At 27.9% G+C, this 24,883-nt stretch carries 28 protein-coding genes and 2 riboswitches; of the genes, 20 read left to right on the plus strand and 8 right to left on the minus strand.

Annotated elements, in window-relative coordinates; translation table 11 throughout:
• Positions 1–173: 173 nt before the first annotated feature.
• The 3 genes from I2E83_RS00080 to I2E83_RS00090 all read left to right on the plus strand — a co-directional run bounded on the left by I2E83_RS00080 (position 174) and on the right by I2E83_RS00090 (position 4,567).
• On the plus strand, positions 174–650 hold the full coding sequence (locus tag I2E83_RS00080) for a flavodoxin (RefSeq protein WP_195428113.1): 477 nt from the start codon (positions 174–176) through the stop codon (positions 648–650).
• Positions 651–1,027: 377 nt separating this feature from the next.
• A complete protein-coding gene (locus I2E83_RS00085) occupies positions 1,028–2,449 on the plus strand; it encodes a hypothetical protein (protein WP_195263172.1) in 1,422 nt (473 codons plus the stop codon).
• Between the two features lie 477 nt (positions 2,450–2,926).
• Entirely contained in the window at positions 2,927–4,567 is a 1,641-nt protein-coding gene (locus tag I2E83_RS00090; protein WP_195428114.1) for a peptide ABC transporter substrate-binding protein, read from the plus strand.
• Positions 4,568–4,762: 195 nt separating this feature from the next.
• Here the strand turns inward: I2E83_RS00090 and I2E83_RS00095 are convergent, their stop codons facing one another.
• The 4 genes from I2E83_RS00095 to I2E83_RS00110 form a co-directional block, all read right to left on the minus strand.
• Entirely contained in the window at positions 4,763–5,125 is a 363-nt protein-coding gene (locus I2E83_RS00095; RefSeq protein WP_195428115.1) for a DUF2085 domain-containing protein, read from the minus strand.
• Between the two features lie 22 nt (positions 5,126–5,147).
• Complete coding sequence (locus I2E83_RS00100; RefSeq protein WP_195263169.1) at positions 5,148–5,441, minus strand: zinc ribbon domain-containing protein; 294 nt, start codon at positions 5,439–5,441, stop codon at positions 5,148–5,150.
• Positions 5,442–5,718: 277 nt separating this feature from the next.
• On the minus strand, positions 5,719–6,039 hold the full coding sequence (locus I2E83_RS00105) for a hypothetical protein (RefSeq protein ID WP_195263168.1): 321 nt from the start codon (positions 6,037–6,039) through the stop codon (positions 5,719–5,721).
• Positions 6,040–6,088: 49 nt separating this feature from the next.
• Positions 6,089–6,412, minus strand: coding sequence for a hypothetical protein (locus tag I2E83_RS00110; RefSeq protein ID WP_243241990.1), 324 nt, complete (start codon positions 6,410–6,412; stop codon positions 6,089–6,091).
• Positions 6,413–6,579: 167 nt separating this feature from the next.
• On the opposite strand from I2E83_RS00110, the gene I2E83_RS00115 reads away from it, so the two are divergent.
• The 6 genes from I2E83_RS00115 to I2E83_RS00140 all read left to right on the plus strand — a co-directional run bounded on the left by I2E83_RS00115 (position 6,580) and on the right by I2E83_RS00140 (position 11,141).
• A complete protein-coding gene (locus I2E83_RS00115; RefSeq protein ID WP_195263167.1) occupies positions 6,580–6,744 on the plus strand; it encodes a hypothetical protein in 165 nt (54 codons plus the stop codon).
• Between the two features lie 151 nt (positions 6,745–6,895).
• Positions 6,896–7,011: riboswitch (FMN riboswitch) on the plus strand.
• Between the two features lie 216 nt (positions 7,012–7,227).
• Positions 7,228–8,316 (plus strand): bifunctional diaminohydroxyphosphoribosylaminopyrimidine deaminase/5-amino-6-(5-phosphoribosylamino)uracil reductase RibD, encoded by a 1,089-nt coding sequence (gene ribD / locus I2E83_RS00120; RefSeq protein ID WP_195428116.1) that lies wholly within the window; start codon positions 7,228–7,230, stop codon positions 8,314–8,316.
• 4 nt (positions 8,317–8,320) lie between these two features.
• On the plus strand, positions 8,321–8,986 hold the full coding sequence (locus tag I2E83_RS00125) for a riboflavin synthase (protein ID WP_195263165.1): 666 nt from the start codon (positions 8,321–8,323) through the stop codon (positions 8,984–8,986).
• Positions 8,987–8,998: 12 nt separating this feature from the next.
• Positions 8,999–10,195 (plus strand): bifunctional 3,4-dihydroxy-2-butanone-4-phosphate synthase/GTP cyclohydrolase II, encoded by a 1,197-nt coding sequence (locus I2E83_RS00130; protein ID WP_195428117.1) that lies wholly within the window; start codon positions 8,999–9,001, stop codon positions 10,193–10,195.
• 20 nt (positions 10,196–10,215) lie between these two features.
• Entirely contained in the window at positions 10,216–10,677 is a 462-nt protein-coding gene (ribE, locus tag I2E83_RS00135) for a 6,7-dimethyl-8-ribityllumazine synthase (protein ID WP_195428118.1), read from the plus strand.
• An 89-nt stretch (positions 10,678–10,766) separates the two neighbouring features.
• Complete coding sequence (locus I2E83_RS00140) at positions 10,767–11,141, plus strand: hypothetical protein (RefSeq protein ID WP_195428120.1); 375 nt, start codon at positions 10,767–10,769, stop codon at positions 11,139–11,141.
• 93 nt (positions 11,142–11,234) lie between these two features.
• Here I2E83_RS00140 and I2E83_RS00145 read toward each other — a convergent pair whose 3' ends face one another.
• Positions 11,235–12,020: a hypothetical protein gene (locus I2E83_RS00145; RefSeq protein ID WP_195428121.1), complete on the minus strand. Its 786-nt coding sequence runs from the start codon at positions 12,018–12,020 to the stop codon at positions 11,235–11,237.
• A 234-nt stretch (positions 12,021–12,254) separates the two neighbouring features.
• Positions 12,255–12,341, minus strand: a riboswitch (cyclic di-GMP riboswitch).
• Between the two features lie 208 nt (positions 12,342–12,549).
• Complete coding sequence (locus I2E83_RS00150) at positions 12,550–13,023, minus strand: MarR family winged helix-turn-helix transcriptional regulator (protein WP_195263160.1); 474 nt, start codon at positions 13,021–13,023, stop codon at positions 12,550–12,552.
• A 437-nt stretch (positions 13,024–13,460) separates the two neighbouring features.
• Between I2E83_RS00150 and I2E83_RS00155 the strand changes: the two genes are divergently transcribed.
• The 11 genes from I2E83_RS00155 (at position 13,461) to I2E83_RS00205 (ending at position 21,797) form a co-directional block, all read left to right on the plus strand.
• On the plus strand, positions 13,461–13,973 hold the full coding sequence (locus I2E83_RS00155; protein ID WP_195263159.1) for an AmiS/UreI family transporter: 513 nt from the start codon (positions 13,461–13,463) through the stop codon (positions 13,971–13,973).
• A 75-nt stretch (positions 13,974–14,048) separates the two neighbouring features.
• Positions 14,049–14,351, plus strand: a complete 303-nt coding sequence (locus tag I2E83_RS00160; RefSeq protein WP_195263158.1) for an urease subunit gamma — start codon at positions 14,049–14,051, stop codon at positions 14,349–14,351.
• Positions 14,352–14,368: 17 nt separating this feature from the next.
• Positions 14,369–14,677, plus strand: a complete 309-nt coding sequence (locus I2E83_RS00165; RefSeq protein WP_195263157.1) for an urease subunit beta — start codon at positions 14,369–14,371, stop codon at positions 14,675–14,677.
• A 15-nt stretch (positions 14,678–14,692) separates the two neighbouring features.
• The gene (ureC, locus tag I2E83_RS00170) at positions 14,693–16,411 is read left to right on the plus strand and encodes an urease subunit alpha (RefSeq protein WP_195263156.1); all 1,719 of its coding nucleotides are present in this window, start codon (positions 14,693–14,695) and stop codon (positions 16,409–16,411) included.
• 84 nt (positions 16,412–16,495) lie between these two features.
• A complete protein-coding gene (locus I2E83_RS00175; protein ID WP_195263155.1) occupies positions 16,496–16,951 on the plus strand; it encodes an urease accessory protein UreE in 456 nt (151 codons plus the stop codon).
• Entirely contained in the window at positions 16,926–17,636 is a 711-nt protein-coding gene (locus I2E83_RS00180) for an urease accessory protein UreF (RefSeq protein WP_195428123.1), read from the plus strand. Before I2E83_RS00175 ends, I2E83_RS00180 begins: the two co-directional genes overlap by 26 nt.
• A gap of 82 nt (positions 17,637–17,718) precedes the next feature.
• Positions 17,719–18,330 carry an urease accessory protein UreG gene (gene ureG / locus I2E83_RS00185; protein ID WP_195263153.1) on the plus strand — a complete coding sequence of 204 codons (612 nt, stop codon included), beginning with the start codon at positions 17,719–17,721 and terminating at the stop codon, positions 18,328–18,330.
• Positions 18,331–18,332: 2 nt separating this feature from the next.
• Positions 18,333–19,160 carry an urease accessory protein UreD gene (locus tag I2E83_RS00190; RefSeq protein WP_195428125.1) on the plus strand — a complete coding sequence of 276 codons (828 nt, stop codon included), beginning with the start codon at positions 18,333–18,335 and terminating at the stop codon, positions 19,158–19,160.
• Positions 19,161–19,222: 62 nt separating this feature from the next.
• Entirely contained in the window at positions 19,223–20,197 is a 975-nt protein-coding gene (gene cbiM, locus I2E83_RS00195; RefSeq protein WP_195428127.1) for a cobalt transporter CbiM, read from the plus strand.
• Positions 20,198–20,256: 59 nt separating this feature from the next.
• The gene (locus tag I2E83_RS00200) at positions 20,257–21,051 is read left to right on the plus strand and encodes an energy-coupling factor transporter transmembrane component T (protein WP_195428129.1); all 795 of its coding nucleotides are present in this window, start codon (positions 20,257–20,259) and stop codon (positions 21,049–21,051) included.
• Positions 21,052–21,071: 20 nt separating this feature from the next.
• The gene (locus I2E83_RS00205) at positions 21,072–21,797 is read left to right on the plus strand and encodes an ABC transporter ATP-binding protein (RefSeq protein WP_195428131.1); all 726 of its coding nucleotides are present in this window, start codon (positions 21,072–21,074) and stop codon (positions 21,795–21,797) included.
• Positions 21,798–21,962: 165 nt separating this feature from the next.
• On the opposite strand, the gene I2E83_RS00210 is transcribed toward I2E83_RS00205, so the two are convergent.
• Both I2E83_RS00210 and I2E83_RS00215 read right to left on the minus strand, forming a co-directional pair.
• Entirely contained in the window at positions 21,963–24,152 is a 2,190-nt protein-coding gene (locus I2E83_RS00210; protein ID WP_195428134.1) for a C1 family peptidase, read from the minus strand.
• A gap of 519 nt (positions 24,153–24,671) precedes the next feature.
• On the minus strand, positions 24,672–24,866 hold the full coding sequence (locus tag I2E83_RS00215) for a YvrJ family protein (RefSeq protein WP_195263147.1): 195 nt from the start codon (positions 24,864–24,866) through the stop codon (positions 24,672–24,674).
• Positions 24,867–24,883 lie beyond the last annotated feature (17 nt).

The raw sequence follows: 24,883 nt of genomic DNA on the forward strand, positions 1-24,883 counted from the left end.
AAAATTATTGAGCCTAGGAAATAGGCTCTTTCTTTTTGTATTCAATACATCTTTCTGTTATGATTTTTATATAGTAACCATAAAAATCATGTGGTATAATATGGATTAATTATATATATTTTTGTTTTATATAAGCAGTTAAGAAGAAATTTTATCGAAAGGATGTAATATAAATGAATAATACACTAATTGTTTATTATTCTCTTTTTAAAAATACTGAGAATTTAGCATTGGAAATAGCAATTCAAACAAATGGAACATTAAGAGAATTGATTCCTGATAAGAATTATTCCTTTAATTATAATACTGCTTCTAAGGAAGTAAGAAATCAAATTTCTCGAGGATTTTGTCCTAACCTAATATCAGGAAATGAGTCTGTAGATGATTATCAAACAATATTTATAGGTACACCTAACTGGTTTAAAACATTAGCTCCACCAGTTATGAGTTTTCTTAAACTACATAATTTTGAAGGTAAAACAGTAATTCCTTTTTGCACTCATGGAGGCGGTGGATTTGGGCAGATTGAAAAAGATATAGCTAAAGAGTGCTCAAAGTCCATACTTCTGCCTGGTATTGCTGTAAACGGCACAGCAACATCAGAAGAGGTCTCAAATTGGCTTAGGACAATTGGATGCAACCTTAAATAAAATTCTACGTATTTTTGTACAAGTTCTTTATTTTTACACAAAACTAATGACCGGTCCCCTCAACCATTATTTCTATCTTAACACAGTACTTACTTTCATCTTTAGTTGAAAGCTCATTTAATTGGTATTCCTCATAAGCATCACTACAAATACGTAAATTATTTTCTTTTATATAATCATATAATTTTTTATAAAAATCATCAGATTCTCCATAAGCACATCTTCCATAAAAAATGGTACACTAGCTAAAAAATTAATTATTTAATATAAAAAGTAGTTTAATATAGAAAGATGTATTTTTTTGACTCTTACTCTGTAACTAAGCAAGCTTAATTATCATAATTTATACTATAGTAATTAATAGAGTGGAGAAATACATGATAAACGTAACTCTAACACCACTACACTACATTTATCTTCTTTTTATAGTAGTTATTATAGTTGCTATGGTAAAAAAGAAAGATATATCTCTAATTTGTATATTAGGTATATTCATTTTAGGGCTTATGGGGACAGATTCACTTTATAAAGCAGCTATGGGTATATTTAATAGTTTTGTTTATGCTACAAAAGAGCTAATGCCGACGATATTTATCATTTCTGTTATAACGGCTATGAGTAGTATTTTAATTGATTCTGGTATAAATGATGAAATGGTTTCCCCATTTAAAGGAGTAATTAAAAATTACTGGATTGCTTATTGGGTCATTGGTATAGTCATGATGATTTTATCTTGGTTCTTTTGGCCATCACCAGCAGTGGCACTTGTAGGTGCTTTATTTTTACCACTTGCTAAGAAAGCAGGACTTCCAGCTATAGGAGTAGCAATGGCTATGAATTTATTTGGACATGGTATTGCTTTATCAAGTGATTATATTATTCAAGCAGCACCAAAGCTTACTGCAGATGCAGCTGGTATCCCTATATCAAGTGTTATGTCAGCTAGTGTTCCTCTTACAATAACAATGGGTGTTGTAACAACTGTTGCTGGATTCTATTTTCTTAGAAAAGATATTAAATCTGGAGCAACAACACTAGAATATAAGGTTGAGGATGAAGTAAGCAATAAAGAAGGAAATAAAGAGAGCAATAAGGAAAGTACAAAGCTGATATCATCTAAGAAATTAAGAAGAGCTTTAGCTTTGTTAATTGTAGTGTTATTTGCTTTAGATATAGTTATAATGATTAAGGCAAACCTTCAAGGAAATGATGCAACAGCTCTTATTGGTGGTACTGCAGTATTTATATTATGCTTAATTTCTGTAATATCATATAGAAAACAATCACTTGAAAAAGTAACAAATGATTTGGTAAAGGGTTTGCAATTTGGTTTTAAAATATTTGGTGTTGTAATACCTGTTGCTGCATTTTTCTATTTAGGCGATTCAGCCTTTAATGAAATTTTTGGTAAGATACTTCCTGAAGCATCACATGGAATAGTAAATGATTTAGGCCTTGCCCTTGCTAATATAGTACCTATAAATTCTGTTGTTTCAGCAAGTACACTTTCAATCGTAGGTGCAATAACAGGGTTAGATGGTTCTGGTTTTTCAGGGATATCTTTAGTTGGGTCAGTTTCACAAATATTCTCAACTGCACTAGGTGGAGGAATAGCAACCCTTACAGCTTTAGGACAATTAACAGGAATATGGGTTGGTGGAGGAACTTTAGTTCCTTGGGCAGTAATACCAGTAGCTGCAATATGTGGAGTAGATCCTTTTGAACTTACTAAAAAAAATTTCAAACCTGTTATAATTGGACTGGTTGTTACTACTTTGGTAGCTATATTCTTAATTTAGATTAAGGCAAATCATGATATTGTAATTAAATAAACTACAATATCATGGTTTTCTTTTTATATGTAAATTTCTAAAGAATATTGGATTAAGAATTATGAAATTGTGTTCATGGGGTATTTTTAATATGTTTTAAATTTAAAAAGGTGATTAATTTTAGCTTATAATTATAAAAAAATATAATGAAATACAGAAAAAAATTGAAATTAAGCATAATTGATAATTTGTATACTGAAATAAGCTTTTTATTAATAAATTAATTATAAAAACTACTTACAATTTAAAAATTTTATATAAATTATTATTTTTTTTGAAAAATACATATTGACATTTTATGTATTAAAGAGTATTATTTGTATAAATAAGAAGAATAAATAAACATTAAATTGTATTTAAATTCTTTTATTTTTAGAAAAGAAATCATTGGGGTTTAATTTATTATTAAATTAAGAAAATAAATATTAAGGGGGATTCAATTTTATGAAGGCAAAGAAATTAAGAAGAATTTGTGCAGTAGCACTAACTTTTGCTCTTGGAATGTCTGTATTTGCAGGATGCCAAAGCAAACAAGAGGATTCAAGAAAATTAATTTATAATTTAGGAGAGGATCCAGAAACGCTTGACCCTACATTAAACACTTCATCAGGAGCAGGTTCAGTAATAGATAATGCTTTTGAAGGTTTAATGAAACTTGATGAAAATGAAAAAGCAGTTCCTGGAGTTGCTGAAAGCTATGAAGTTTCAGACGACAATTTAGTTTATACTTTTAAATTAAGAAAGGATGCTAAATGGTCAGATGGGGAGCCAGTAACAGCAAAGGATTTCGAATATTCTTGGATAAGAGCTATATCTAAGGAAACAGCAGCAGAATACAATTATCAATTATTTTATATAAAGAATGCACAAAAATTTAATGAAGGTACAGCATCTAGAGAAGACGTTGGAATTGAAGTTGTAGACGAGCATACTTTAAAAGTGACTTTAGAAGCACCAACAGCTTACTTCTTAGAACTTACTTCATTTACAACTTATATGCCATTAAGAGAAGATATAGTTAGTAGTGATTCAGAAGGTTGGGCACTAGATCCAGAAACTTATGTTTCAAATGGACCTTTCAAATTGACTCAATGGGATATGAAAGATCAATTAATATTTGAAAAGAATGAAAACTACTGGAATAAAAATTCAATAAAACTTCCAGGAGTAGTTTATAAATTAGTTACTGATCAAAATACTGCTTATGCTTCATTGAAATCTGGAGAATTTGATATGGTTGATATAGTTCCACCAGCAGAAATTGAAAGTGGTCAAGCAGAAGGATTAGTTACAATTCATCCAAACCTTGGAAATTACATGTTGGTATTTAATGTTGGTAAACAATCAACTTTAACTGAAGATGTTAAAAAGGTTTTAAGTAATGCAAAAGTAAGAAAAGCTTTATCTATTGCAATTGATAGAGAAGGTATAGTTAATGAAGTTACAAAGGCAAAACAAACTACGGCATATGCTTTTGTTCCTGAAGGAATCTTAAATGCTAAAGGAGAAGAATTTGCTGATAGAAAGTACTATGATGCAACAAAACCTAATATAGAAGAAGCTAAAAAATTACTAGCTGAAGCTGGATATCCAAATGGAGAAGGAATGCCAACTTTAGAATTTATGTATAATTCAGAAGGATCTCACAATTTAGTAGCACAAGTAATTCAACAAGACTGGGCTAAGATTGGAGTAAATGTAGAGTTAGCAAACCAAGAGTGGAAAGTATTCTTAAATACTAGACAACAAGGTGGATATCAAATTGCAAGACATGGTTGGCTTGGAGATTATGTTGATCCTATGACATTCTTAGATTTATGGGTAACAGGTGGAGGAAACAACGATGCTGGTTATTCAAATCCTAAGTATGATGAATTAGTTAATGCTGCTAAGGTTGAAGCTGATGCAGATAAAAGATGGGATATGATGAAACAAGCAGAAGATATTTTAATGGAGGATATGCCAATAATTCCACTTTACTTCTATAATAAAACAACTGGGGCTAAACCTGAAGTTAAGGGAGTTAGAGTTTCAATGCTTGGACATGTGTACTTTGATAAGGCATATATAGAGGAATCCAAGTAAAATAATAATTAAAACTAACTATTATTAAACTCAATGATAAGTAATTAAAAAAGTTGTATAAGATTAAGTATTAACATTTAATCTTATGCAACTTTTATTTTATCATTAATCATTTAATCTTTTAATAATACTTATGAATCTTATGTATTTTAAATAATTTAAAATATAAAAGAATAGGTAATCTTTTATTATTTTCTAAATGTTTCTTCCAAAATTATAACCACATTTCCATGTAAAAATTATTGATATTATAAATATATTACTTAAAGCATAGCCAAAAAGTAATCCTGTTAAAACTCTTTTTAAATTGTTACTTTCGTAATGAGTCAATAATTGTATAAAGCCATCTAAAAGCATTGGAATCATTAAAATTAGATTTAAAAGTATATTTGGATGATAAAAAGAAAATAGAACTGGCGAACAAATCATGCCAATTAGCTCGCCAGTACATCTAGCACATATAGGAAATTTTTTATTCTTAAAATAAAAAGATCTATCATCTCTACAATGACATCCAAATATAATTGGTAACCATTTAGAGAAAAATTTTTTAATCATTTATTAATAACCATGAAAATTATTAGTAACCATATGGAGCTGAAGCAGCACCTATGATAAAAATTAATAAGTATAATAATATATAAATAGCAACTGAAACTAAAGCACCTATACCAGCAGCTTTAGATGTTTTAGGTTTAGTATCTTTCCAAACTAAAAATAAAATTAAACCTACAATCGGAATACAGCATCCTAATAATCCCCATCCAAATCCACCATTATCTACAACAGTAGGTGTAGGATTTGTTGCCACACCACAATGTATACATACTGCTGCATTATCATCTATTTCCTTTCCACAATTCTTACAGAACATTACTTTTCCCCCTTTTATAATTTTATGTAGTTATAAGCATTTGATTAATATAAATTAGTGATATTGCAAAATTATCACTTGCTTTATAAAGATGATTGCATTTAACAATACATTCTATGCTTAAAATTAAAATAAAATCACTTGAAATGTGTATATTTATTGTGGTTTTATTAGATTTTATTAGATGGTGGAGAATTAGGTTGTGAAATTGCAATTTGATATTGAGAATTAAACGTTTTATTAAAAATCATTTTAACCTTATATACCTAAATTGAATTTAAGATAAAGCTATAGAACCGTCACCAACTACAATTATTTTGTAGCTAGGATCTAGCTGAGGATATAATTTAACCTTAGGTGAACTAGGAATTAGTTTTATTGATTGAACTATAGTATCAGCTTCATCATAAATAATGATATAAGTAATACCTTTCTCTGATACATTTTGAGCATAATTTATCTCATTTAATGGAATCCCAAGGTCATTTGCATTATAAACACCTTCGGTAAGTGTCTTAGAAGGTGCTTGATATACAGCATAAACAGTATTAAAAGATAATGATAAACTAATTAATATCATAAAAATAAATTTTTTCATAAATTAAACCGCCTTTCAGGTAATTTTACATTATTTAAAGTTAAAATTTTTAAGATAAAAATGCTGATCCTTCACCAATTAATATTATCTTATAATTAGGCTTAAGCTTATGTAATTCATATTTAGCAGAATTAGGTTCTATTTTTAGTGCTTGTATTACTGATTGATTTTCATCCACTAATAGAAAATAAATACTTTTATCACTAGAGATGTTTTGTATAGATGATAAATCTCCACCTAAGACTTTAATAATGTTCTCCACTTTATAAACACCTTGATTAAAAATATTAGTTTGTATTTGAGGCTCAGCTTTAACAATGTTAAAGTTTAAGCATAAAAATATTAAAAGAGTATAAATAAATTTTTTCATCATAATAACCACCTTTCATGGTTAGTTTGGCTATAGAATAATTTAAATATACAAATCACAGTCTATTGTTATAAAATTATATAATTATAGTAATATAATAAGGTAATATCAGTTTAATATTGTTTGAAAATAAAATAAATAATGTAAGATTTATTGGTAGGGTGATAAAAATGAAAGAATGTAAGTATTGCAAAAATAAATTAATTGAAAGCTCATTTGAAAATAAAATAGGAATTTTTTGTAGTGAAGATCATTTTATAAGGTATTTAAATAGTTTAAGTGATGAAGAGTACATAAATTTACAAAATAAGTTTTGTGTTTGTAGTGATGACTAGTGAAATATCGAGGCTAAGTACTTTTAAAGCTAATTTAATAGCAACATTATATAAGGTAATGGGGTATAATTTCACATTGAAGTTGAAATTTCTAGAAAATTTACCCTTGACAAATAATAGAATTGATAATAAAATAACAATATAAAATTTAATAAATCTTCAGGGCAGGGTGAAATTCCCTACCGGCGGTAAAGCCCGCGAGCTATTTTAGCATGATTCGGTGAAACTCCGAAGCCGACAGTACAGTCTGGATGGAAGAAGATAATACATTTAAGTGATTTTTATTTATAATTACTTTTATTTGTTATATTGTTAATTTAGCTCTGAAATATCTTTATATTTCAGAGCTTTTTTAATACTATCTTTGATATAAAAATAACAAGTTTTTATTTATATAATTATTTTTATTATTGTATTTTAATGCTCTGAGTTCTAAGTTACTCAGAGCATTTTTGTTTTATAAATAAAAATGGGGGTTAAAAGATGGATAAAAAATATATGCAATTAGCTATTGACTTAGCTAAGAATGGAAAAGGTAAAGTCAATCCTAATCCATTAGTAGGAGCAGTTATTGTAAAGAATGGAAAAGTAATTGGACAAGGATATCATAAAAAGTATGGCGGAAATCATGCTGAAATAGAAGCAATTAACAATTCGACTGAAAGTGTTGAAGGTGCAACTATATATGTAACATTAGAGCCTTGCTATCATTATGGTAAAACTCCACCTTGTGTAGATAAATTAATTTCTTCTAAAATTTCTAGAGTTGTAATAGGTAGTTTAGATCCAAATCCATTAGTTTCTGGAAAGAGCATTGATAAACTAAAACAAGTTGGAATTGAAGTTAATGTTGGAGTATTAGAAGAAGAATGTTTTAGATTGAATGAAGTTTTTATGAAGTATATAAAAACTAAAAAGCCTTATGTTGTTTTAAAATCTGCTGTTTCTTTAGACGGCAAGATAGCAACTAAAACTGGTGAATCTAAGTGGATTACTGGAGAAATTTCAAGATTAAAAGTACATGAATTAAGAAATGAGTTAAGTGCAATTATGGTAGGAATAAATACAGTGCTTCAAGATGATCCAAGTTTAACTTGTAACATTAATAATGGAAGAAATCCTATAAGAATTATAGTTGATAGTAATCTTAGAATTCCATTAGATTCAAAAATATTAAAAAACTCACATAATTATAAAACAATAATAGCAACTACTAAAGATGCAGATTTAAAAAAGAAAAAATTAATAGAAGAACTTGGTGCAGAAGTTTTAATTATAAAATCATTAAATAATAAGGTTGATTTAAATGATTTAATGATAAAACTAGGTGAACTAAAAATAGATGGCATTCTTTTAGAAGGTGGCGGGGAATTAAATTTTTCTGCTTTAAAAGCTGAAATAGTAGATAAAGTAATGATATTTATTGCTCCTAGAATAATAGGTGGTAGAAATTCTAAAACCTCTATTGAGGGGGAAGGAATAAACTTATTGAGTGAATCTTATAAAATCTATAATTTAAAAACTGAAAATTTAGGGGAAGATATATTATTAACTGGATATATAAAGAGGTGATAATTTGTTTACAGGTATAGTTGAGGAAGTTGGAATTATAAAGGAAATTAAAAAAGGACTTAAGTATTGCAAGATAAAGGTACAAGCTAAGAAGGTATTGGAAAATACAAATATAGGAGATAGTATTTCTGTAAATGGTGTTTGTTTAACGGTAATTAGTATGACTACTACTGAGTTTACAGCTGATATTGTCTTAGAATCATTAAAAAGAAGTAATTTAGGAAGTCTTAAAATAGGATCAAAAATTAATTTAGAAAGAGCATTAAGTGCAAATAGTAGATTTGGAGGACATATTGTAAGTGGACATATAGATTGTATAGGTCAAATAACATCTATAGCTAAAGATGAAATGGCTATACTCATAACAATTAAGCCCTCATCGTCTGTTATTAAATATATAGTTGAAAAAGGCTCAATTGCCATCGATGGAATAAGCTTAACGGTAGCATATGTAGATGATGAAAAGTTTTTACTTTCTATAATACCTCATACAAGTAGCGAAACTACTTTAGCTTATAAAAAAGTTGGAGACTTTGTAAATATTGAATGCGACATAGTAGGTAAATATATCGAAAGCTTTATGAAGTTTAATGAAAAAGTTAATGAGAAAGTGATTAAAAAAGAATATAAAATAAATGAAAGTTTCTTAAAGGAAAATGGCTTTATGTAGGAGGGAATTTCAATGTATAAATTTAATTCAATAGAAGAAGCAATTAATGAAATCAAAGAAGGTAAAATGATTATTGTAATTGATGATGAAGGAAGAGAAAATGAGGGCGACCTATTAATGGCAGCAGAAAAGGTTACAGGTGAAGCTATAAACTTTATGGCTACCTATGGAAAAGGCTTAATATGTATGCCAATAAAGAAAGAAACAGCAGATAAGTTAAATATAGGAAGCATGGTAAGTGTAAATACAGATAATCATGAAACAGCCTTCACAGTATCTGTAGATCATATAGACACTACAACTGGTATTTCTGCCTATGAAAGATCTTTAACAATTAAAAAGCTATTAGATGAAAATAGTACACCTATTGATTTTAGAAGACCAGGTCATATGTTTCCGTTAATAGCTAAAGAAAATGGTGTCTTAGAAAGAAGAGGACATACTGAAGCAGCTGTTGATTTAGCAAAATTAGCAGGTTTGAAAGAAGCAGGAGTGATTTGTGAAATCATTAAAGAAGATGGAACCATGGCAAGGACAAATGATTTATTTAAATTTGCTAAGGAACATAATTTAAAGATTATAACTATAGATGATTTAGTTAGCTATAGGCAAAAGGAGGAATTGTTAATTCAAACAGAAGAAGAAATTGAAATGCCAACTAAATATGGAAATTTTAAAATGTATGGATTTACTGAAAAAGTGTCTGGCAAAGAACATGTTGCTTTAGTCCTTGGAGATATTGAAAATGCTGATTCAGTATTAGTTAGAGTACATTCAGAATGTTTAACAGGTGATATATTTGGATCAAAAAGATGCGATTGTGGTGAACAATTAGATTTTGCACTAAAAGCTATAAGAGAAGAAGGTACTGGAATTTTATTATATATGAGACAAGAAGGAAGAGGCATTGGGTTAATAAATAAACTTAAAGCCTATAAACTTCAAGAAGAAGGATATGATACTGTAGAAGCTAATTTAAAACTTGGTTTTCAACCTGATTTAAGAAATTATGATATAGCAGCTTCTATATTAAAATCTTTAAAAGTTTCTAATGTGAAACTTATGACTAATAATCCTGAAAAAGTCAAAGGATTAGAAGGTTATGGAATAAGTGTTTCAGAAAGAGTTCCAGTCATAATTAAAGCTAATAATGTGAATGATTTTTATTTAAAAACTAAAAAGGAAAAAATGAATCACATTTTATATTAATAAATTTTGGAGGTATAAAAATGAAAGTATTTGAAGGGAATTTAGTAGGAAAAGATTTAAAAGTTGGAATAGTAGCAGGAAGATTTAATGATTTTATTGTTTCTAAGTTAGTTGATGGAGCATTAGATGGATTAAAAAGACATGGAGTTAATGAAGAAGATATAGAATTATCTTTAGTACCAGGTGCATTTGAAATACCATTTATAGCAAAGAAAATGGCAAAAAGCAAAAAATATGATGCTATTATATGTTTAGGAGCAGTTATAAAAGGATCAACACCTCATTTTGACTATGTATGTGCTGAAGCTTCAAAAGGAATTGCATCAGTTTCTTTAGATAGTGAAATGCCAGTTATTTTTGGAATTTTAACTACAGACTCAATTGAACAAGCTATTGAAAGAGCAGGAACTAAAGCAGGAAACAAAGGTTACGATGCAGCAGTAACAGCTATTGAAATGGCAAATTTATTAAGAGAAATATAGTATATTAATAAAGGGCAATCTATTGAAAATTATCCTCAATAACATTAAAATTATATTAAGTTAATTTTAATAATTTTGAGGAGGATATTTTGGATAGAAAGTTAATAGAAAAGATAATCGGGAAGAAGAATTATGTTGATTTAAATGATGAAATATATATGCTAAGAGAAATTACAAGTATTATGAGACAAAATATTCAAAATAACTTATCTTTTGCAGATGAGTTTATAAGTGAAATAAATACTAAGGCTTCAAGGGCTAAAGTAATAATAGATGATATAGTAAAAAGTCTAGAAAATGATTCATTTATTGTAGGATATACTAATAGTAAAAATTATTTACTAAAGTATTTGAAGGATTTTAATATTAATCTAGAAGGAATTATAAAAAATACTAATGCTTTTAATTATGATGAATTAATTAAATATACTAATAGTCTTATAGATCTTATATTACTTTTCTAAAAATATTTATTTAATGACTTATTAGCTAAATGAATTAAATATATTTAAATGAGAAAAACACTAGGTTAATTCCTAGTGTTTTTCTTATTTTATTTATCTTACGATAGGAATTTTTACTATTAGTGGTACTGGTGAAAGAACAGCATTTCTTTCTTGCTCTAATCTAAATGTAAACTCAGTAGCAGATTCAGGTATATCATTTAAAGCCTTTATAAAGAAAGAAGCATTTGTTAGATTTATGTCACAGAATGTATATGCCATTACAGGAATATTAGCAGTTTGCATTAAGCTTATACGTACATTATTACCTATACAATCTGTATTAAATACTGCTCCTCCAATAGCTGTAAGAGGTAATTCAAAACCATTTTTTAATTCGCTTACTGTTACACTTTTTTTACTTGTAATAACTTTTGGTGTAGTAGATGTATTCATATCATAATTTACTGGAATCTTAATTGATGCATCAGTATCTGAAGTTAACACTGAAGAGCTGATTGTAATTTCCCAGTTGTCTAAATATTCGATACCAGCATTAGGTTCAAAGACACCAAGTTCAATCGATTTGCCATCATTACCAAGAAGAAGAGTAGTTTTTACATCATAATTTTGAGTAATAGCTTTTAGAATTTTATTAGGGTCGTTAGTATTAAACTTTGCACCCTCAAGAGTGAGTTTAACCCATTGCTCTCCACCGTCATTTTTTATAAAATTTGTGTAATCAACTGATGCTTGATCTGATTTAAGCGTAACCTTTGATGATATTTGTTGCTCTAAGGAATTTAGATTTTGCGGTAGTGTAGCTGCAAACACTGTTGATGAGTTCACAGCTAGAACTCCTGCAACTAGTAGAGATGTGATGATTTTGTTTTTTTTCATTTTTATTTCCTCCATTTATTTATTGATTTTTAACAGAGAAATGACTAAAAATACAAGTACACCATAATTTAGGTATTGCTTAAGAATTTTTGTCACCTTAATTAAAAATATTTTAAATATTTTATTATAGAGGCTTTTATACAGTAAAACAAAATAGAATATCATTGATATAAAAAAATACCCTCAAAGAGGGTATGTCTATCTTATCAATGACAACAAAAAGTTTACTAACTCTTTGGCAACTGGCAAGTATAGTCTTATAAGACCTTAACCCCTATAGCTTTGCGTCCTTAGATTTCCCTAAGTTTGCCTATTAAATTTTGTATCTGTATTTTTAATATCCAATCCTTCTGTTATTTACATAATATAGCAATTTCAAAATAAATACAAGAATAAAATGAATAGTTAACAAATAGTTAACAAATAGTTAACTGTTTTTAACATTTTTAAATAAAATCAAATTATCAAATTCAAGAAAATAATTAAAGCCATATGTATTGCATATACATATGGCTTTAATTATTTGATATTAGCTTTCACTATTAATTTTATCGCTAACTTTATTAAGCAACTTTTTTAATACAAGAATTTCTTCTTCTTCTAAATCATCCTTAAAAACAGTTTCAAAATGAGGAATTAAATCTTTTAAAATAGTAAAAGTAAATTTTTCCAATTCAATAAGCATCATATCAATCAAAGATTTACCTTTAGGGCTTAGGCTTACTAACCTAACTCTACTATCTGTCTTTGATTTCTCAACAATAATAATATTTTTATTTTCTAAACCTTTAACAATATAATTTGTAGTACTAAGTGGAAAATTAAAAGAAGCAGTAATATCTCCCATATTACATTGACCATATTTATATAAATAATATAATACTAATTTTTCCTCTCTTTTAAGATTTAGATACTTATCCTCAACATTAATGGGAGAATTAAATATACTTTTATATTGTCGCTTTTCATCAAAATATAAATCAAATAAACCTTCTATAAACATAAAATTAGCCTTTCACTTAATAAATTTAATCTTTTATATAATAAATTTAACCAATGATATTATAACATTTATTATGTTTTTTTTAAAGAACATAGTTGCAAATAAAAAATATTTCAATATTTGAAATATTTTTTATTTCAAATATTGAAATATTATTTTTTATTTGATATTATATTTACACACCGGTTAAATGTTAAAAAGTATATATATATGAATTTAAAGTAATATAAAACAATATAAGGTAATAGGCATTGATTTCAAATCCTTTCACTTTATTTTATCAAGTATTGAAAGCTATAACTTATTGTATGGTATTAGATCTAAGGTGTTAGATAAATAAATTGAGATTTAGCCGGTGTAGTTGTTAAAGAAAAAAGAAACTAAATTTAAATTAACTAGTTTCAAATAACTTAAAATTTTAATAGGAGTGATGTTAAATGTTGGGAGTGATTTTATTATATGTAGGGATAGTTTTAATAAATAATGGTGTAGCAAGACTATTTAACATAAAGGATAAATCAGTTGCCATTATGAATATTTTTGTAGGATGCCTATCATTGATATGTAATATTATAATTCTTGTTCAGGGGCAATTTGCTGGGAAAATGATAAATTTCTATTTAGCAGGAACAGGACTATTATTTGCTTTTACATATCTTTATGCAGCATTTAATACAATTTTCAAATTAGATACAAAACTTTATGGATGGTATAGCTTATTTGTAGCTATAAATTCTATACCAGCTGGGATTTTATGTTTTATTCAATTTGGTGGAGACTGGAAAATGGGAGTTATTTGGCTATTATGGGGTATATTATGGCTAACTGCTTTTATAGAATGTGGACTTGAAAAAACCTTAGGAAAATTTGTTGGGTATTTAAGTATCTTTGAAGGCATATTTACTGCTTGGATTCCAGGATTATTAATGCTTATCGGTCTATGGAATTAACCTTTACCAAGAGGTCATGATTCTGTTATATATGATTTATTTTAATACATTAAATATTTTAAAGGAGAGATGTATATGTATTTGACAACAAAGGAAAGAGAAAAACTTCTGATTTTTCTTGCAGCAGAGGTAGCAAGAAAAAGAAAAGATAGGGGATTAAAATTAAATCATCCTGAATGTATTGCTTATATAACAAATTCAATATTAGAAGGCGCTCGTGATGGAAAGAGCGTTGATGAATTAATGTCTTATGGAAGAACATTACTTAAGAGAGAAGATGTTATGGATGGAGTATCTGAAATGATAGATATGATTCAAGTCGAAGCTACATTTCTAGATGGAACCAAGTTAGTAACAATTCATAATCCAATTCAATAATAAAGTGGAGGTTAGTTATGATACCAGGAGAATATATATTAGCAAAAGATTCTATAAAATGTAATTCAAAATATGAGCCAATAGAAATAGTTGTAATAAATAAAGGTGATAGAGCAATCCAAGTAGGATCTCATTTTCATTTTTATGAAGTAAATACAAAATTAGAATTTGATAGAGAAAAGGCTTATGGCAAGAGATTAGATATTCCATCAGGAACTGGAGTTCGATTTGAGCCTGGAGATAGAAAAAAAGTTAAATTAATAGATTTTGGTGGAGAAAGAAAAGTATTTGGTTTTGATAATAAAGTTGATGGATATTTAGAATAAAGGAGGCACTAACAAATGAGTTTTAAAATGAGTAGAAAACAATATTCAGATATGTTTGGACCTACAGTTGGAGATAGTATAAGACTTGGTGATACAAACTTATTTGCAAAAATAGAAAAAGACATGACTGTGTATGGAGAAGAAAGTAAATTTGGTGGAGGAAAAACACTTAGAGATGGTATGGGTGTTAGTGCCACTGAGACAAGAAAAGGTAATAAATCAGTGGTAGATACAATAATAACCAGTGTTATAATTATTGACTATACTGGTGTCTACAAAGCCGATATAGGAATAAGAGATGGAAAAATAGTTGCTATAGGTAAAGGTGGAAATCCTGCAATAATGGATTCAGTAGATTTTATTGTTGGAGCAAGTACAGAAGCTATATCAGGTGAAGGTCTTATAGTTACAGCAGGAGCTATTGATACACATATACATATGATTACACCTGGAATAGTCGAAGCAGGATTAGATAATGGTGTAACTACAATTATTGGTGGCGGAACAGGACCAGCAGATGGAACTAACTCAGCTACTACAACACCTGGCTCTTGGCATATTCACAAAATGTTAAAAGCAGCAGAACAATACCCTATTAACATAGGATTATTAGCTAAAGGTATGGGAGCAACAGAAGAAGTTATTGGAGAACAAATTGAAGCAGGAGCTATGGGAATAAAAATACATGAAGATTGGGGTGCAACCGGCTCAGGTATAGACTATACATTAAGAGCAGCTGATAAATACGATGTACAGGTTGCTATTCACACAGATACATTAAATGAAAGTGGATTTGTAGAATATACAATTAATAGATTTGATGGTAGGACAATACATACATTCCATACAGAGGGCGCAGGAGGTGGACATGCTCCTGATATTATAAAGGCAGCAGGTCTAAATAATGTATTACCATCATCAACAAGTCCAACAATTCCATATACTAAAAACACTATTACAGAACATTTAGACATGTTAATGGTTTGTCATCATTTAGATCCAAAAATACCAGAAGATGTAGCATTTGCAGATTCAAGAATAAGAAAACAATCAATTGCAGCAGAAGATGTACTTCAAGATATGGGTGTCATAAGTATAATGAGTTCTGATTGTATGGCTATGGGAAGAATCGGAGAAGTTGTTATGAAAACATGGCAATTAGCTGATAAGATGAAAATTCAGCGTGGCCTATTTGATGGAGATTCAGAATATTCCGATAATAATAGAATTAAGAGGTATATTGCTAAATATACAATAAACCCTGCAATTACTGTTGGAATATCAAATTATATTGGATCAATTGAAGTTGGAAAATATGCTGATTTAGTATTCTGGGAACCAAAGATGTTTGGAGCTAAACCAAAAATGATTATGAAAAGTGGAATGCTTAGTTATGGGGTGATGGGAGATGCAAGTGCAAGTATAATTACTCCAGAACCAAGAATGTTAAGACATTTTTGGGGTGCTGCAGGAAGCGCTAAGAGTGACATCAATATGACATTTGTATCAAAATATGCATATGAAAATGGAATCAAAGAGGAACTTAAGCTAGAAAAGAATGTATTACCAGTGGGCGGAGTTAGAAAATTAACTAAGAAAGATTTAATTTTTAATACAGAGACTCCAGAAATCGATGTAGATCCACAAACATATGACGTTACAATTAATGGAGAAGTTATCAGTTGCGAGCCATCTACAGAATTACCATTAACACAAAGATATTTCTTATATTAATTTATTTTATTATTCTTCTCTCTTAATGTTTAACTAAAGAGAGAAGAACTTTATTAATTAAAGATAGCAAAGGTGGGAGAGAATATGATTTTTGAAAATATACTTGGAAATATAAATGATTTAGAAAATATAGATGATTTTCATCTGGAAGTTATATATTTAGATAGCGATGATTTGGTTAAGAAAATAATAAGAGTTAGATCGGATCACAATAAAGAATACGGAATAGCCTTAAAAAATACAAATGAACAACTAGAAGATGGATCTATTTTATTTAAAGAAAATAATAATATCATTGTTATAAAAACAAATAATGAAGATGCAATTATTATACAACCGAAAGATATAAATGAAATGGGAGAAATTGCGCATTTACTTGGAAATACACATATACCTATAGATATTAAAAATGGAGAGATAATTCTTAAGTACGATCATGTTATTGAAAAAATTATTAAGTACAAAAATATTAAATATTCTATTGAGAGTATTAAACTAGGAAAGGCTTTAAGACATGTCGACTATTCCCATCACCACTAATTTTAATGAGATACTTAAGGTATTACAGGTATGTGATTCTGCATTTCCAGTTGGGTCATTTAATCATTCCTATGGAATGGAAACTTATTTGAGAAACTCTGTAATAAGCAATACAGAGTCCTTTAAAAAATGGCTCGATACATTTTTACTTAATCAATTTGTATATGGAGAAGGTCTATCAGTTAGATTAACTTATAAATATTTAAAAGAAAACAATATAGAGAATATATGGAATTTGGATACAAGTATTACAGTTCAAAATGTAGCTAAAGAAAGCAGAAATGGAGGAAAGCTTGTTGCATATAGAATGAGTGATCTTATATTAGATATTTATGAGATAAATTTATTAAAAGAATATAAACAAAGAATTACGGATAAGAAGTCATACGGAAATCCAGCAATAGTTTTTGCTATTGTAATGAATGAATTTGGTATTTCTGTAAGTGATGCTATTGTTTACTATGGATACAGCATTATTGTTACATTAATACAAAATGCTGTGAGAACTATACCTTTAGGACAAAAAGATGGCCAACTCTTACTGAATAAATCATTTGATATATTGGAAGAAGTTTGTAAAAAAATATTGACTCTAGATGAAGATGATATAGGTGCAAATATTCCAGGACTTGAAATATCACAAATTAATCATGAAAACTTATCATTCAGATTATTTATGTCTTAAGTTATAGTATTAATTTAATTAAAATCTTTTAAAAGGAATATAAAATATAGAAATAAATAGTTTAATTTTGGAGGGAGAAATTATGAAACCAGTTGTAATTGGAGTTGGAGGACCTGTTGGAGCCGGAAAAACTTTATTAATAGAAAGATTAACAAGATTGATGAATGATGATTATAATTTAGCAGTAATAACAAATGATATTTATACAAAAGAAGATGCTAAATTTATGGTTAAAAATTCTGTATTAGATGAAGAAAGGATAATTGGAGTTGAAACTGGCGGATGTCCGCATACTGCTATAAGAGAAGATGCATCAATGAACTTTTCAGCTTTAGATAATCTTAAAAATAAATTTACTGATTTAGATATAATATTTTTAGAAAGTGGCGGAGATAATTTAGCAGCTACTTTTAGCCCAGATTTAGTGAATTTCTCAATATACATAATAGATGTTGCACAGGGGGAAAAAATACCAAGAAAAGCTGGACAAGGAATGATAAAGAGTGATTTATTTATAATAAACAAAATAGACTTAGCTCCTTATGTTGGTGCAAATTTAGAGATAATGAGAGAAGATACATTGGCATTTAGAAATGAAAATACGTTTATTTTTACAAATTTAAAAACGGACTTAGGTGTAAGAGATGTTATGTATTGGATAAAAGCAAATTGTTTATTAGAAGGAATTGAATAGTTATGAATGATTTAGATGGTGAAATAAAAGTAATACTTGAAAAAAAGGATGGAAAAACAATAATTAACGATATATTTCATAAAGGTGTGCTAAAAGTATCTCCTACTATTTATTTGGATAAAGAAAAGATACCTTGTTATTTTTTTATGCATATGGGAGGTGGTTATATAGAAGGTGAATCATGTAGTAATTATATAGAGCTAAAAAAAGGAAGTAGATGTGTAATTACAACTCAAGCACCTACTATTATATACCAAAGCCGAAATGAAAAAATTTGCAAGCAATATTCAATGATAAATTTAGAAGAAGATAGTGTATTAGAATATATACTAGATAATACAATTCTTTTTAAAGATGCTAGATATGAACAAAATACTGAAATACATCTACATAAAAGTTCTTCGCTTATATATGCAGATGGAATTACAGCAGGATGGTCTCCTGATAATAAAAAGTTTCAATATTACATTGCTCATATGAAAAGTAAAATATATATGGATGGTAATCTTATATTTTTAGATAATTTATTATTAGAGCCTAAAAACCAAGACCTTGAAGGGCTTGGTTTTTTAGAGGGATATTCTAATTATGGTACAGCTACTGTTATAGATAGAAGAATAGACGATATTTTCGTTGAAAACTTGAGGGAATACATAGAATCATTTAACTTAGATATAAAGTTTGGTATATCAATGCTAGAGGTAAATGGATTTGTTATAAGAATCATAGGCAATCTTACACAAGATATACAAAAAGCATTATATATATGTATAAATCATGTTCGAAAAAAATTATTTAATTCTTGTGATTTGAATTTACGTAAGTATTAATTGCAAAAAGAAATTAATTAATATTTAATACGTTTTACAAAATGAAAAATGGAGGTGGTATTATGCATATACCAGAAAATTATTTAAGCCCAGGGACTTGTACTGTTATGGGAGCTGCTATGATACCAATATGGAAATATTCTATTAGCAAAGTAAAGAGTACAATAGATAAAAAGAAAATGCCTATTTTAGGAGTTTGTGCGGCATTTTCATTTTTAATTATGATGTTTAATATTCCAGCACCTGGAGGAACAAGTGCTCATGCAGTTGGCTCTGTATTAATAGCAATAATTTTAGGACCAGCATCAGCTACGATAGCTGTTAGTGTAGCCTTATTAATACAATCTTTATTTTTTGGTGATGGTGGAATACTTGCCTACGGGGCAAATGCATTTAATATGGCATTTATTATGCCTATTGTAGGGTATTATAGCTATTCATTTTTAAAATCAAAATTTAAAAGTACTAGAGGAGAGTACTTAGCCGTGTTTATTTCAGGTTATTTAGGACTAAATTTAGCAGCTTTATGTGCAGCAATAGAATTTGGAATACAGCCCTTACTATTTAAAAATCATTTAGGACAACCACTGTATTGTCCATATCCTTTAAGCGTATCTGTTCCAGCTATGGTATTTATACATCTTTTGATTGGATTACTTGAAGGAGCTGTTACTGTTGGAGTATATGCTTATATAAAAAAAATATCACCATCAATAATTAGCAATAAAGGGAAAGAAAATATCAATTCACTATTGAAATCTTCTATTATTGCTATAACTGTAATGATAATTTTAACACCACTCGGATTAATAACATCAAATACAGCCTGGGGAGAATGGGGAACTGATGAAATAAAAACATTAGTTGGATATATCCCTAGCGGAATGGAGTCAGGTTTTTCCTATAATGCTTTTGCAAGTGACTATGGATTTAGTGGATTAAGACCTATTACAGGATATATACTATCTGCAATAATAGGAATTACAGCAATAATAATAATATTTAAAGTTATAGGAAGTCTTAAGAAAGAAGTATAATTGATAATACTAAAATCATACAAGTACTAATAAAAAAGAGGTGATTTGATATATTAAATATGGAACAAAGAGATTGGTTATTAAAAAAAGATAATTATGAGCCAGTTGAAGATAATGAGAATTTTTTAGATAAGACTATAGTTGGAATTATGACAATGCTTTCTAAAATTAAAAGAGAAAACCCCATAGATGGTTTTATATATAGAATAAATCCAATTGTACAGCTAATATCTATGATAGTGCTAATTTTATTTTTAGCACTATCTAATGATATATTTTTTGTATACTGCATTCTAGCGTATTCATTAATGTATATATGTATTTTAGATGGATATGTAATAAAAAAAATATTATCGATAAGTATAATACCTCCAATATTTACTTTAATAATATTATTACCATCTATTGTCTTTATGGGCAATTATCAAGCTAGTATGTTATTAGTTTTAAAAATTTTCATAAATGTTTTGCTCATTAATATATTCTCATATACAACAAAGTGGAGTAATATAACTAAATCACTTAAAGTACTTTTTATTCCAGATATAGTTATATTAATATTTGATATAACTATAAAATATATATATGTGTTAGGAAATCTCTCGCTTAAAATGTTATATGCATTAAAACTAAAAACTATTGGAAAAAGTCTTGAAAAAAGAAATTCCTTATTAAGAATTATAGGGAATTTATTTTTAAAATCAAAAACAATGGGAGATCAATTATATTTAGCTATGGAATGCAGAGGCTTTACTGGAGAATATATAGTATATTCAAAATTTAAATTTACATTAGCAGATGCAATATATACATTTATTACTATAATTATGATAGTAATATTTTTTGTAGTATAAGAAAAAAAGGATGAGGTCTTATGATAAAGTTAGAGAATATACAATTTTCATATAAAGATAAAATAGTTCTTGAAAATATAAATATCAAGATAAAAGAAGGAGAATCAGTAGCAATAATTGGTCCTAATGGATGTGGAAAATCCACATTATTAAAACTTCTTAATGGGCTTTTAATTCCTAAAGAAGGTAAATATATATTTTGTGGTGATGAAATTACAAATAAAAAATTAAATAATAATATATTTTCAAAAAAATTTCATAAAAAAATTGGCTTTGTTTTTCAAGATTATAATACTCAACTATTTTGCCAAACTGTATATGACGATGTTGCTTTTGGTCCTAGACAAATGGGATTAACCGAAGATGAAATAAGAAATAGAGTAAATGATTGCTTAGAATTGTTAGGAATAAAACACATTGCAGATAGAGTGCCTTATAACTTAAGTGGAGGAGAGAAAAAGAAAGTCGTAATTGCTAGTGTACTTTCGTTAAATCCAGAAGTTCTAGTTCTAGATGAGCCATTAAATGAGATAGACCCTAGAGGAAAGAAATTTTTAAAAGAATTATTAATAAAGCTTAATGAAATTGGAAAAACAATAATATGTTCTACACATGAATTTGAATATATTAATGGAGTGTTTAAAAGAGGCATAGTATTTTCAGAGGATCACTCTATAATTAGAGATGATGATTTTGAAAAAATACTTGAGGATAAAGAATTCTTAGAGAAAAATAATATTATCTAACCATACTTTATCAAAATTTGTATTAATAGTTTAATTCATTTTTATTATTCTAAAAAGTAGGAATTATTGAATAAGATTAGAAAAAGGTAAGTATTGTATTGAACAATACTTACCTTTTTCATAATGAATAATATTCGCTTCTATTAACTAAATCAATAGAAGTATCTAATATACTGTAACAGTTACTTTTTTAGATGGAACTGCTGTATTTTCATCTTCAACTTCAGCCCAAAAAGTATGAACACCTTCTATTATTGAATAAAGTTCAAAAGATTCATTTGCCTCATAAGGATTTCTAAACGTAAGTGGAGTAGTCGCAATCTTTTGTCCATCCATATATAAATTTAAGGTTTTTGCATTATTTAAAGGTGGAATCGTTATTTCAATACCTAATTGACCATTTTTAACCTCTTCAGATGATACTTTAATTGTCGGTGGTATTATATTATCTACTAATATATCAATTTTTTTAGATTCTAAGGTTTCTCCATTATCATCCTCAAGAACTGCAAAATATGTATAAGATCCTTCTTCTCTATTATCTATATTAAAACTAATATTTTGTAATTCTGAATTTGATACTAAGTTCCTTGTTTCTAATAGAACATTATTTTCAAATAATTTTAATTTAGTGGCAGAATTATCGCTAGGCACTGAAACATTAATATTAAAATTGCCATCATTACTTAACAATTCATCTGTTGATATATCTGGGGCTCTTAAATACAAATCTGATGAAGTATTAACTTGTCTTAAATCAAACATTTTTGAGTCACCATCAATTAAAACCTCTTCTTGAATTAAATCAGAAGATAACTTATTTCCGTCAACATCTACCAAGTTAAGTGATTTTATTATGGCTGATTTACCATCTTTTAAATTATCTTTAACTTGCAAGTAAACCTTATCAGCATCAGATAAACTAATATTAAATTTTTCCTCCAGATGCGATAAATCTATTGCAAAAGTAATTTCTGAACCTTTATTAACACCATCTAAAGGAAAATCACCACCACTATAAGATAATAGTGGACTGTATGATGTTGCTTTTCTTTCACCATCTTTTTCATATACTAAGCTTACTTCCAATTGCTTTCTGCTATCATGTTGCATAGTAAATTGCGCTAATACTGGTGGGTCCTCTTCTTTAAGTACTGTTACATATTCAGCTTCGTTATTTAAGAATGCACCATTTCTTGAGGTGCTATTTGTAAAATTCAGGACTGTGGATTTTTCATTTAATGCATCATAAGCCATCCAAACAAATCCATTATTTGCATAATTAGCTCCATGAGAATTAGCAATTTTAAAGGCACCTTTTTCACCATTATCAACTATCCCATTGCTATTAATATCAACCCATATATCATCATTATATCCTACAATAGTCATTTCATGTGCACCTTGGTTATTAACCTGGTAAATTGCTTTCTGATTTACATAACTATCATCTGCTGTTGTTGAAGGATCGTCAGAAACTTCTTTTGTATTAGCATTTGAAAACCAAGTATAAAAGTTCAAGATATATCCATTTAATAATAACCTCTTTGCATCATCTAAATCTTTATCTTTATTTGATGTAATAAAAGCATTAGGTTTATTGTTTTTATTAAAGCTAACCCTTAATATGTCATTGACTTGATATTTAGATGCTTGTCTCCAAATCTCTTCATCTTTAGCCCATTCCCTATAGTTCTTAGGATCTCTACCTGAACCTATATAAGGAAAATCAGCTAAAGTAGCACATCCATGGGTTTTAAAAACATTATAATTTTGATAAGCAAATGCTCCTATATCTTGTCCATCATTAACAAAATTATAAGACCATTTTGGTGAAAATATTTTGGAGTTTATATTATTTCCATTCTCATCTTTTACACTCCAATCGTTTGCAAGTGCGGTCATATAAGTCATAGTATAGTATGCTGTTGCAAAGGATGCACAGCTTGATAAACCACCTTGATTTCCTATGTTAGGAAAATACTTAGTTTGACTATTATCAATACTTGATGGAAGCACTATATTATTTGAAGTTTCTTCTTGCGAAATAATAGAAGGATCACCATCATCAATTATTTCTTCTCCTATTTTTGGAGGAGATATATTCTCAAGAATCTCCTCTGAATTAAGATCTTTAATCCTTTCTAATGCAATACTATTTAAGTTAACTTTTTCAGTCAAGTTAGAAATTTTTAATTGTTCGGCTCTATCCTTATCTGTAAAAACTGGTAACCACATTGTTTCTTCTGAAGGCTTATCTGTTTCAAATGCATGCACCAAAGTTCCTTGATTTAATAAGGATACTAAAATTGTTACTAACGATAAAGCTGTTATTCTTTTTTTAAATTTACACAAATTAACCCCTCCTATTTATTATAATTATGTTAACAATTAACATAATACCATTATTTTTACAATATTTCAATATTTGAAATAAATTTAATGTAATTTTATTTCGAATGTTGAAATATTATATAAAATTAGTGATAATTTTAATATATAGTATGCATGTGTAAATGTTAGCTAGTTGCCAAAGAGTACATTATACTTTTTTAATACTTCTTCTGGTAAAGAAAGAAAAAGGGGGAGGGGTATGAATAATAGAAAATAGCAAATAAACCCGCTATTTATGCAATCTACGAAAATCTGGAAGATAATCATGAAGTTAGAATACTTTATCTATTTAATATAAGTTAAATTAATAAAATAACAAATTCAAAGTTAAATTAGAAACATACACATAGGAATATTTAGTATAGGAATCTTTCTAAAAAAATTATTATTTAATTATTTTTTAACTGGTATACTTTATGAGAGAAAGAAAACGCACCCATATTTTAAAAATGGGTGCTTTTTTTACTCGTAAATTTAATTTTAATTTGAAATGTTTTCTTCAGTGCTTTTTATATTTTCTTCTACATGGATTTTATCATTAATAAGATCATTCAAAGATAAAATTGTGTTAGATAATGTAGTTAATTGTTTTTCTACTCTTAATAATAAATAAAAAGTAACTACTATTGGAAATCCTATGTTTTTAATTAAATTAGAAATATTATCAATATCCATATGCATGTCCTCCTTTC

It is taken from the genome of Clostridium sp. D46t1_190503_E9 (assembly GCF_015555225.1).
Lineage (GTDB): Bacteria > Bacillota > Clostridia > Clostridiales > Clostridiaceae > Clostridium.

Bases quoted from the DNA above. Each gene is read 5' to 3' on its own strand.
- ribE (WP_195428118.1), top strand. From the start codon at position 10,216: ATGAAAGTATTTGAAGGGAATTTAGTAGGAAAAGATTTAAAAGTTGGA.
- I2E83_RS00090 (WP_195428114.1), top strand. From the start codon at position 2,927: ATGAAGGCAAAGAAATTAAGAAGAATTTGTGCAGTAGCACTAACTTTT.
- I2E83_RS00165 (WP_195263157.1), top strand. From the start codon at position 14,369: ATGATACCAGGAGAATATATATTAGCAAAAGATTCTATAAAATGTAAT.
- I2E83_RS00085 (WP_195263172.1), top strand. From the start codon at position 1,028: ATGATAAACGTAACTCTAACACCACTACACTACATTTATCTTCTTTTT.
- I2E83_RS00175 (WP_195263155.1), top strand. From the start codon at position 16,496: ATGATTTTTGAAAATATACTTGGAAATATAAATGATTTAGAAAATATA.
- I2E83_RS00110 (WP_243241990.1), bottom strand. From the start codon at position 6,412: ATGATGAAAAAATTTATTTATACTCTTTTAATATTTTTATGCTTAAAC.
- ureC (WP_195263156.1), top strand. From the start codon at position 14,693: ATGAGTTTTAAAATGAGTAGAAAACAATATTCAGATATGTTTGGACCT.
- I2E83_RS00215 (WP_195263147.1), bottom strand. From the start codon at position 24,866: ATGGATATTGATAATATTTCTAATTTAATTAAAAACATAGGATTTCCA.
- I2E83_RS00205 (WP_195428131.1), top strand. From the start codon at position 21,072: ATGATAAAGTTAGAGAATATACAATTTTCATATAAAGATAAAATAGTT.
- ureG (WP_195263153.1), top strand. From the start codon at position 17,719: ATGAAACCAGTTGTAATTGGAGTTGGAGGACCTGTTGGAGCCGGAAAA.
- I2E83_RS00155 (WP_195263159.1), top strand. From the start codon at position 13,461: ATGTTGGGAGTGATTTTATTATATGTAGGGATAGTTTTAATAAATAAT.
- I2E83_RS00180 (WP_195428123.1), top strand. From the start codon at position 16,926: ATGTCGACTATTCCCATCACCACTAATTTTAATGAGATACTTAAGGTA.
- cbiM (WP_195428127.1), top strand. From the start codon at position 19,223: ATGCATATACCAGAAAATTATTTAAGCCCAGGGACTTGTACTGTTATG.
- I2E83_RS00115 (WP_195263167.1), top strand. From the start codon at position 6,580: ATGAAAGAATGTAAGTATTGCAAAAATAAATTAATTGAAAGCTCATTT.
- I2E83_RS00160 (WP_195263158.1), top strand. From the start codon at position 14,049: ATGTATTTGACAACAAAGGAAAGAGAAAAACTTCTGATTTTTCTTGCA.
- I2E83_RS00095 (WP_195428115.1), bottom strand. From the start codon at position 5,125: ATGATTAAAAAATTTTTCTCTAAATGGTTACCAATTATATTTGGATGT.
- I2E83_RS00190 (WP_195428125.1), top strand. From the start codon at position 18,333: ATGAATGATTTAGATGGTGAAATAAAAGTAATACTTGAAAAAAAGGAT.
- I2E83_RS00100 (WP_195263169.1), bottom strand. From the start codon at position 5,441: ATGTTCTGTAAGAATTGTGGAAAGGAAATAGATGATAATGCAGCAGTA.
- I2E83_RS00080 (WP_195428113.1), top strand. From the start codon at position 174: ATGAATAATACACTAATTGTTTATTATTCTCTTTTTAAAAATACTGAG.
- I2E83_RS00150 (WP_195263160.1), bottom strand. From the start codon at position 13,023: ATGTTTATAGAAGGTTTATTTGATTTATATTTTGATGAAAAGCGACAA.
- I2E83_RS00200 (WP_195428129.1), top strand. From the start codon at position 20,257: ATGGAACAAAGAGATTGGTTATTAAAAAAAGATAATTATGAGCCAGTT.
- I2E83_RS00130 (WP_195428117.1), top strand. From the start codon at position 8,999: ATGTATAAATTTAATTCAATAGAAGAAGCAATTAATGAAATCAAAGAA.
- I2E83_RS00145 (WP_195428121.1), bottom strand. From the start codon at position 12,020: ATGAAAAAAAACAAAATCATCACATCTCTACTAGTTGCAGGAGTTCTA.
- I2E83_RS00105 (WP_195263168.1), bottom strand. From the start codon at position 6,039: ATGAAAAAATTTATTTTTATGATATTAATTAGTTTATCATTATCTTTT.
- ribD (WP_195428116.1), top strand. From the start codon at position 7,228: ATGGATAAAAAATATATGCAATTAGCTATTGACTTAGCTAAGAATGGA.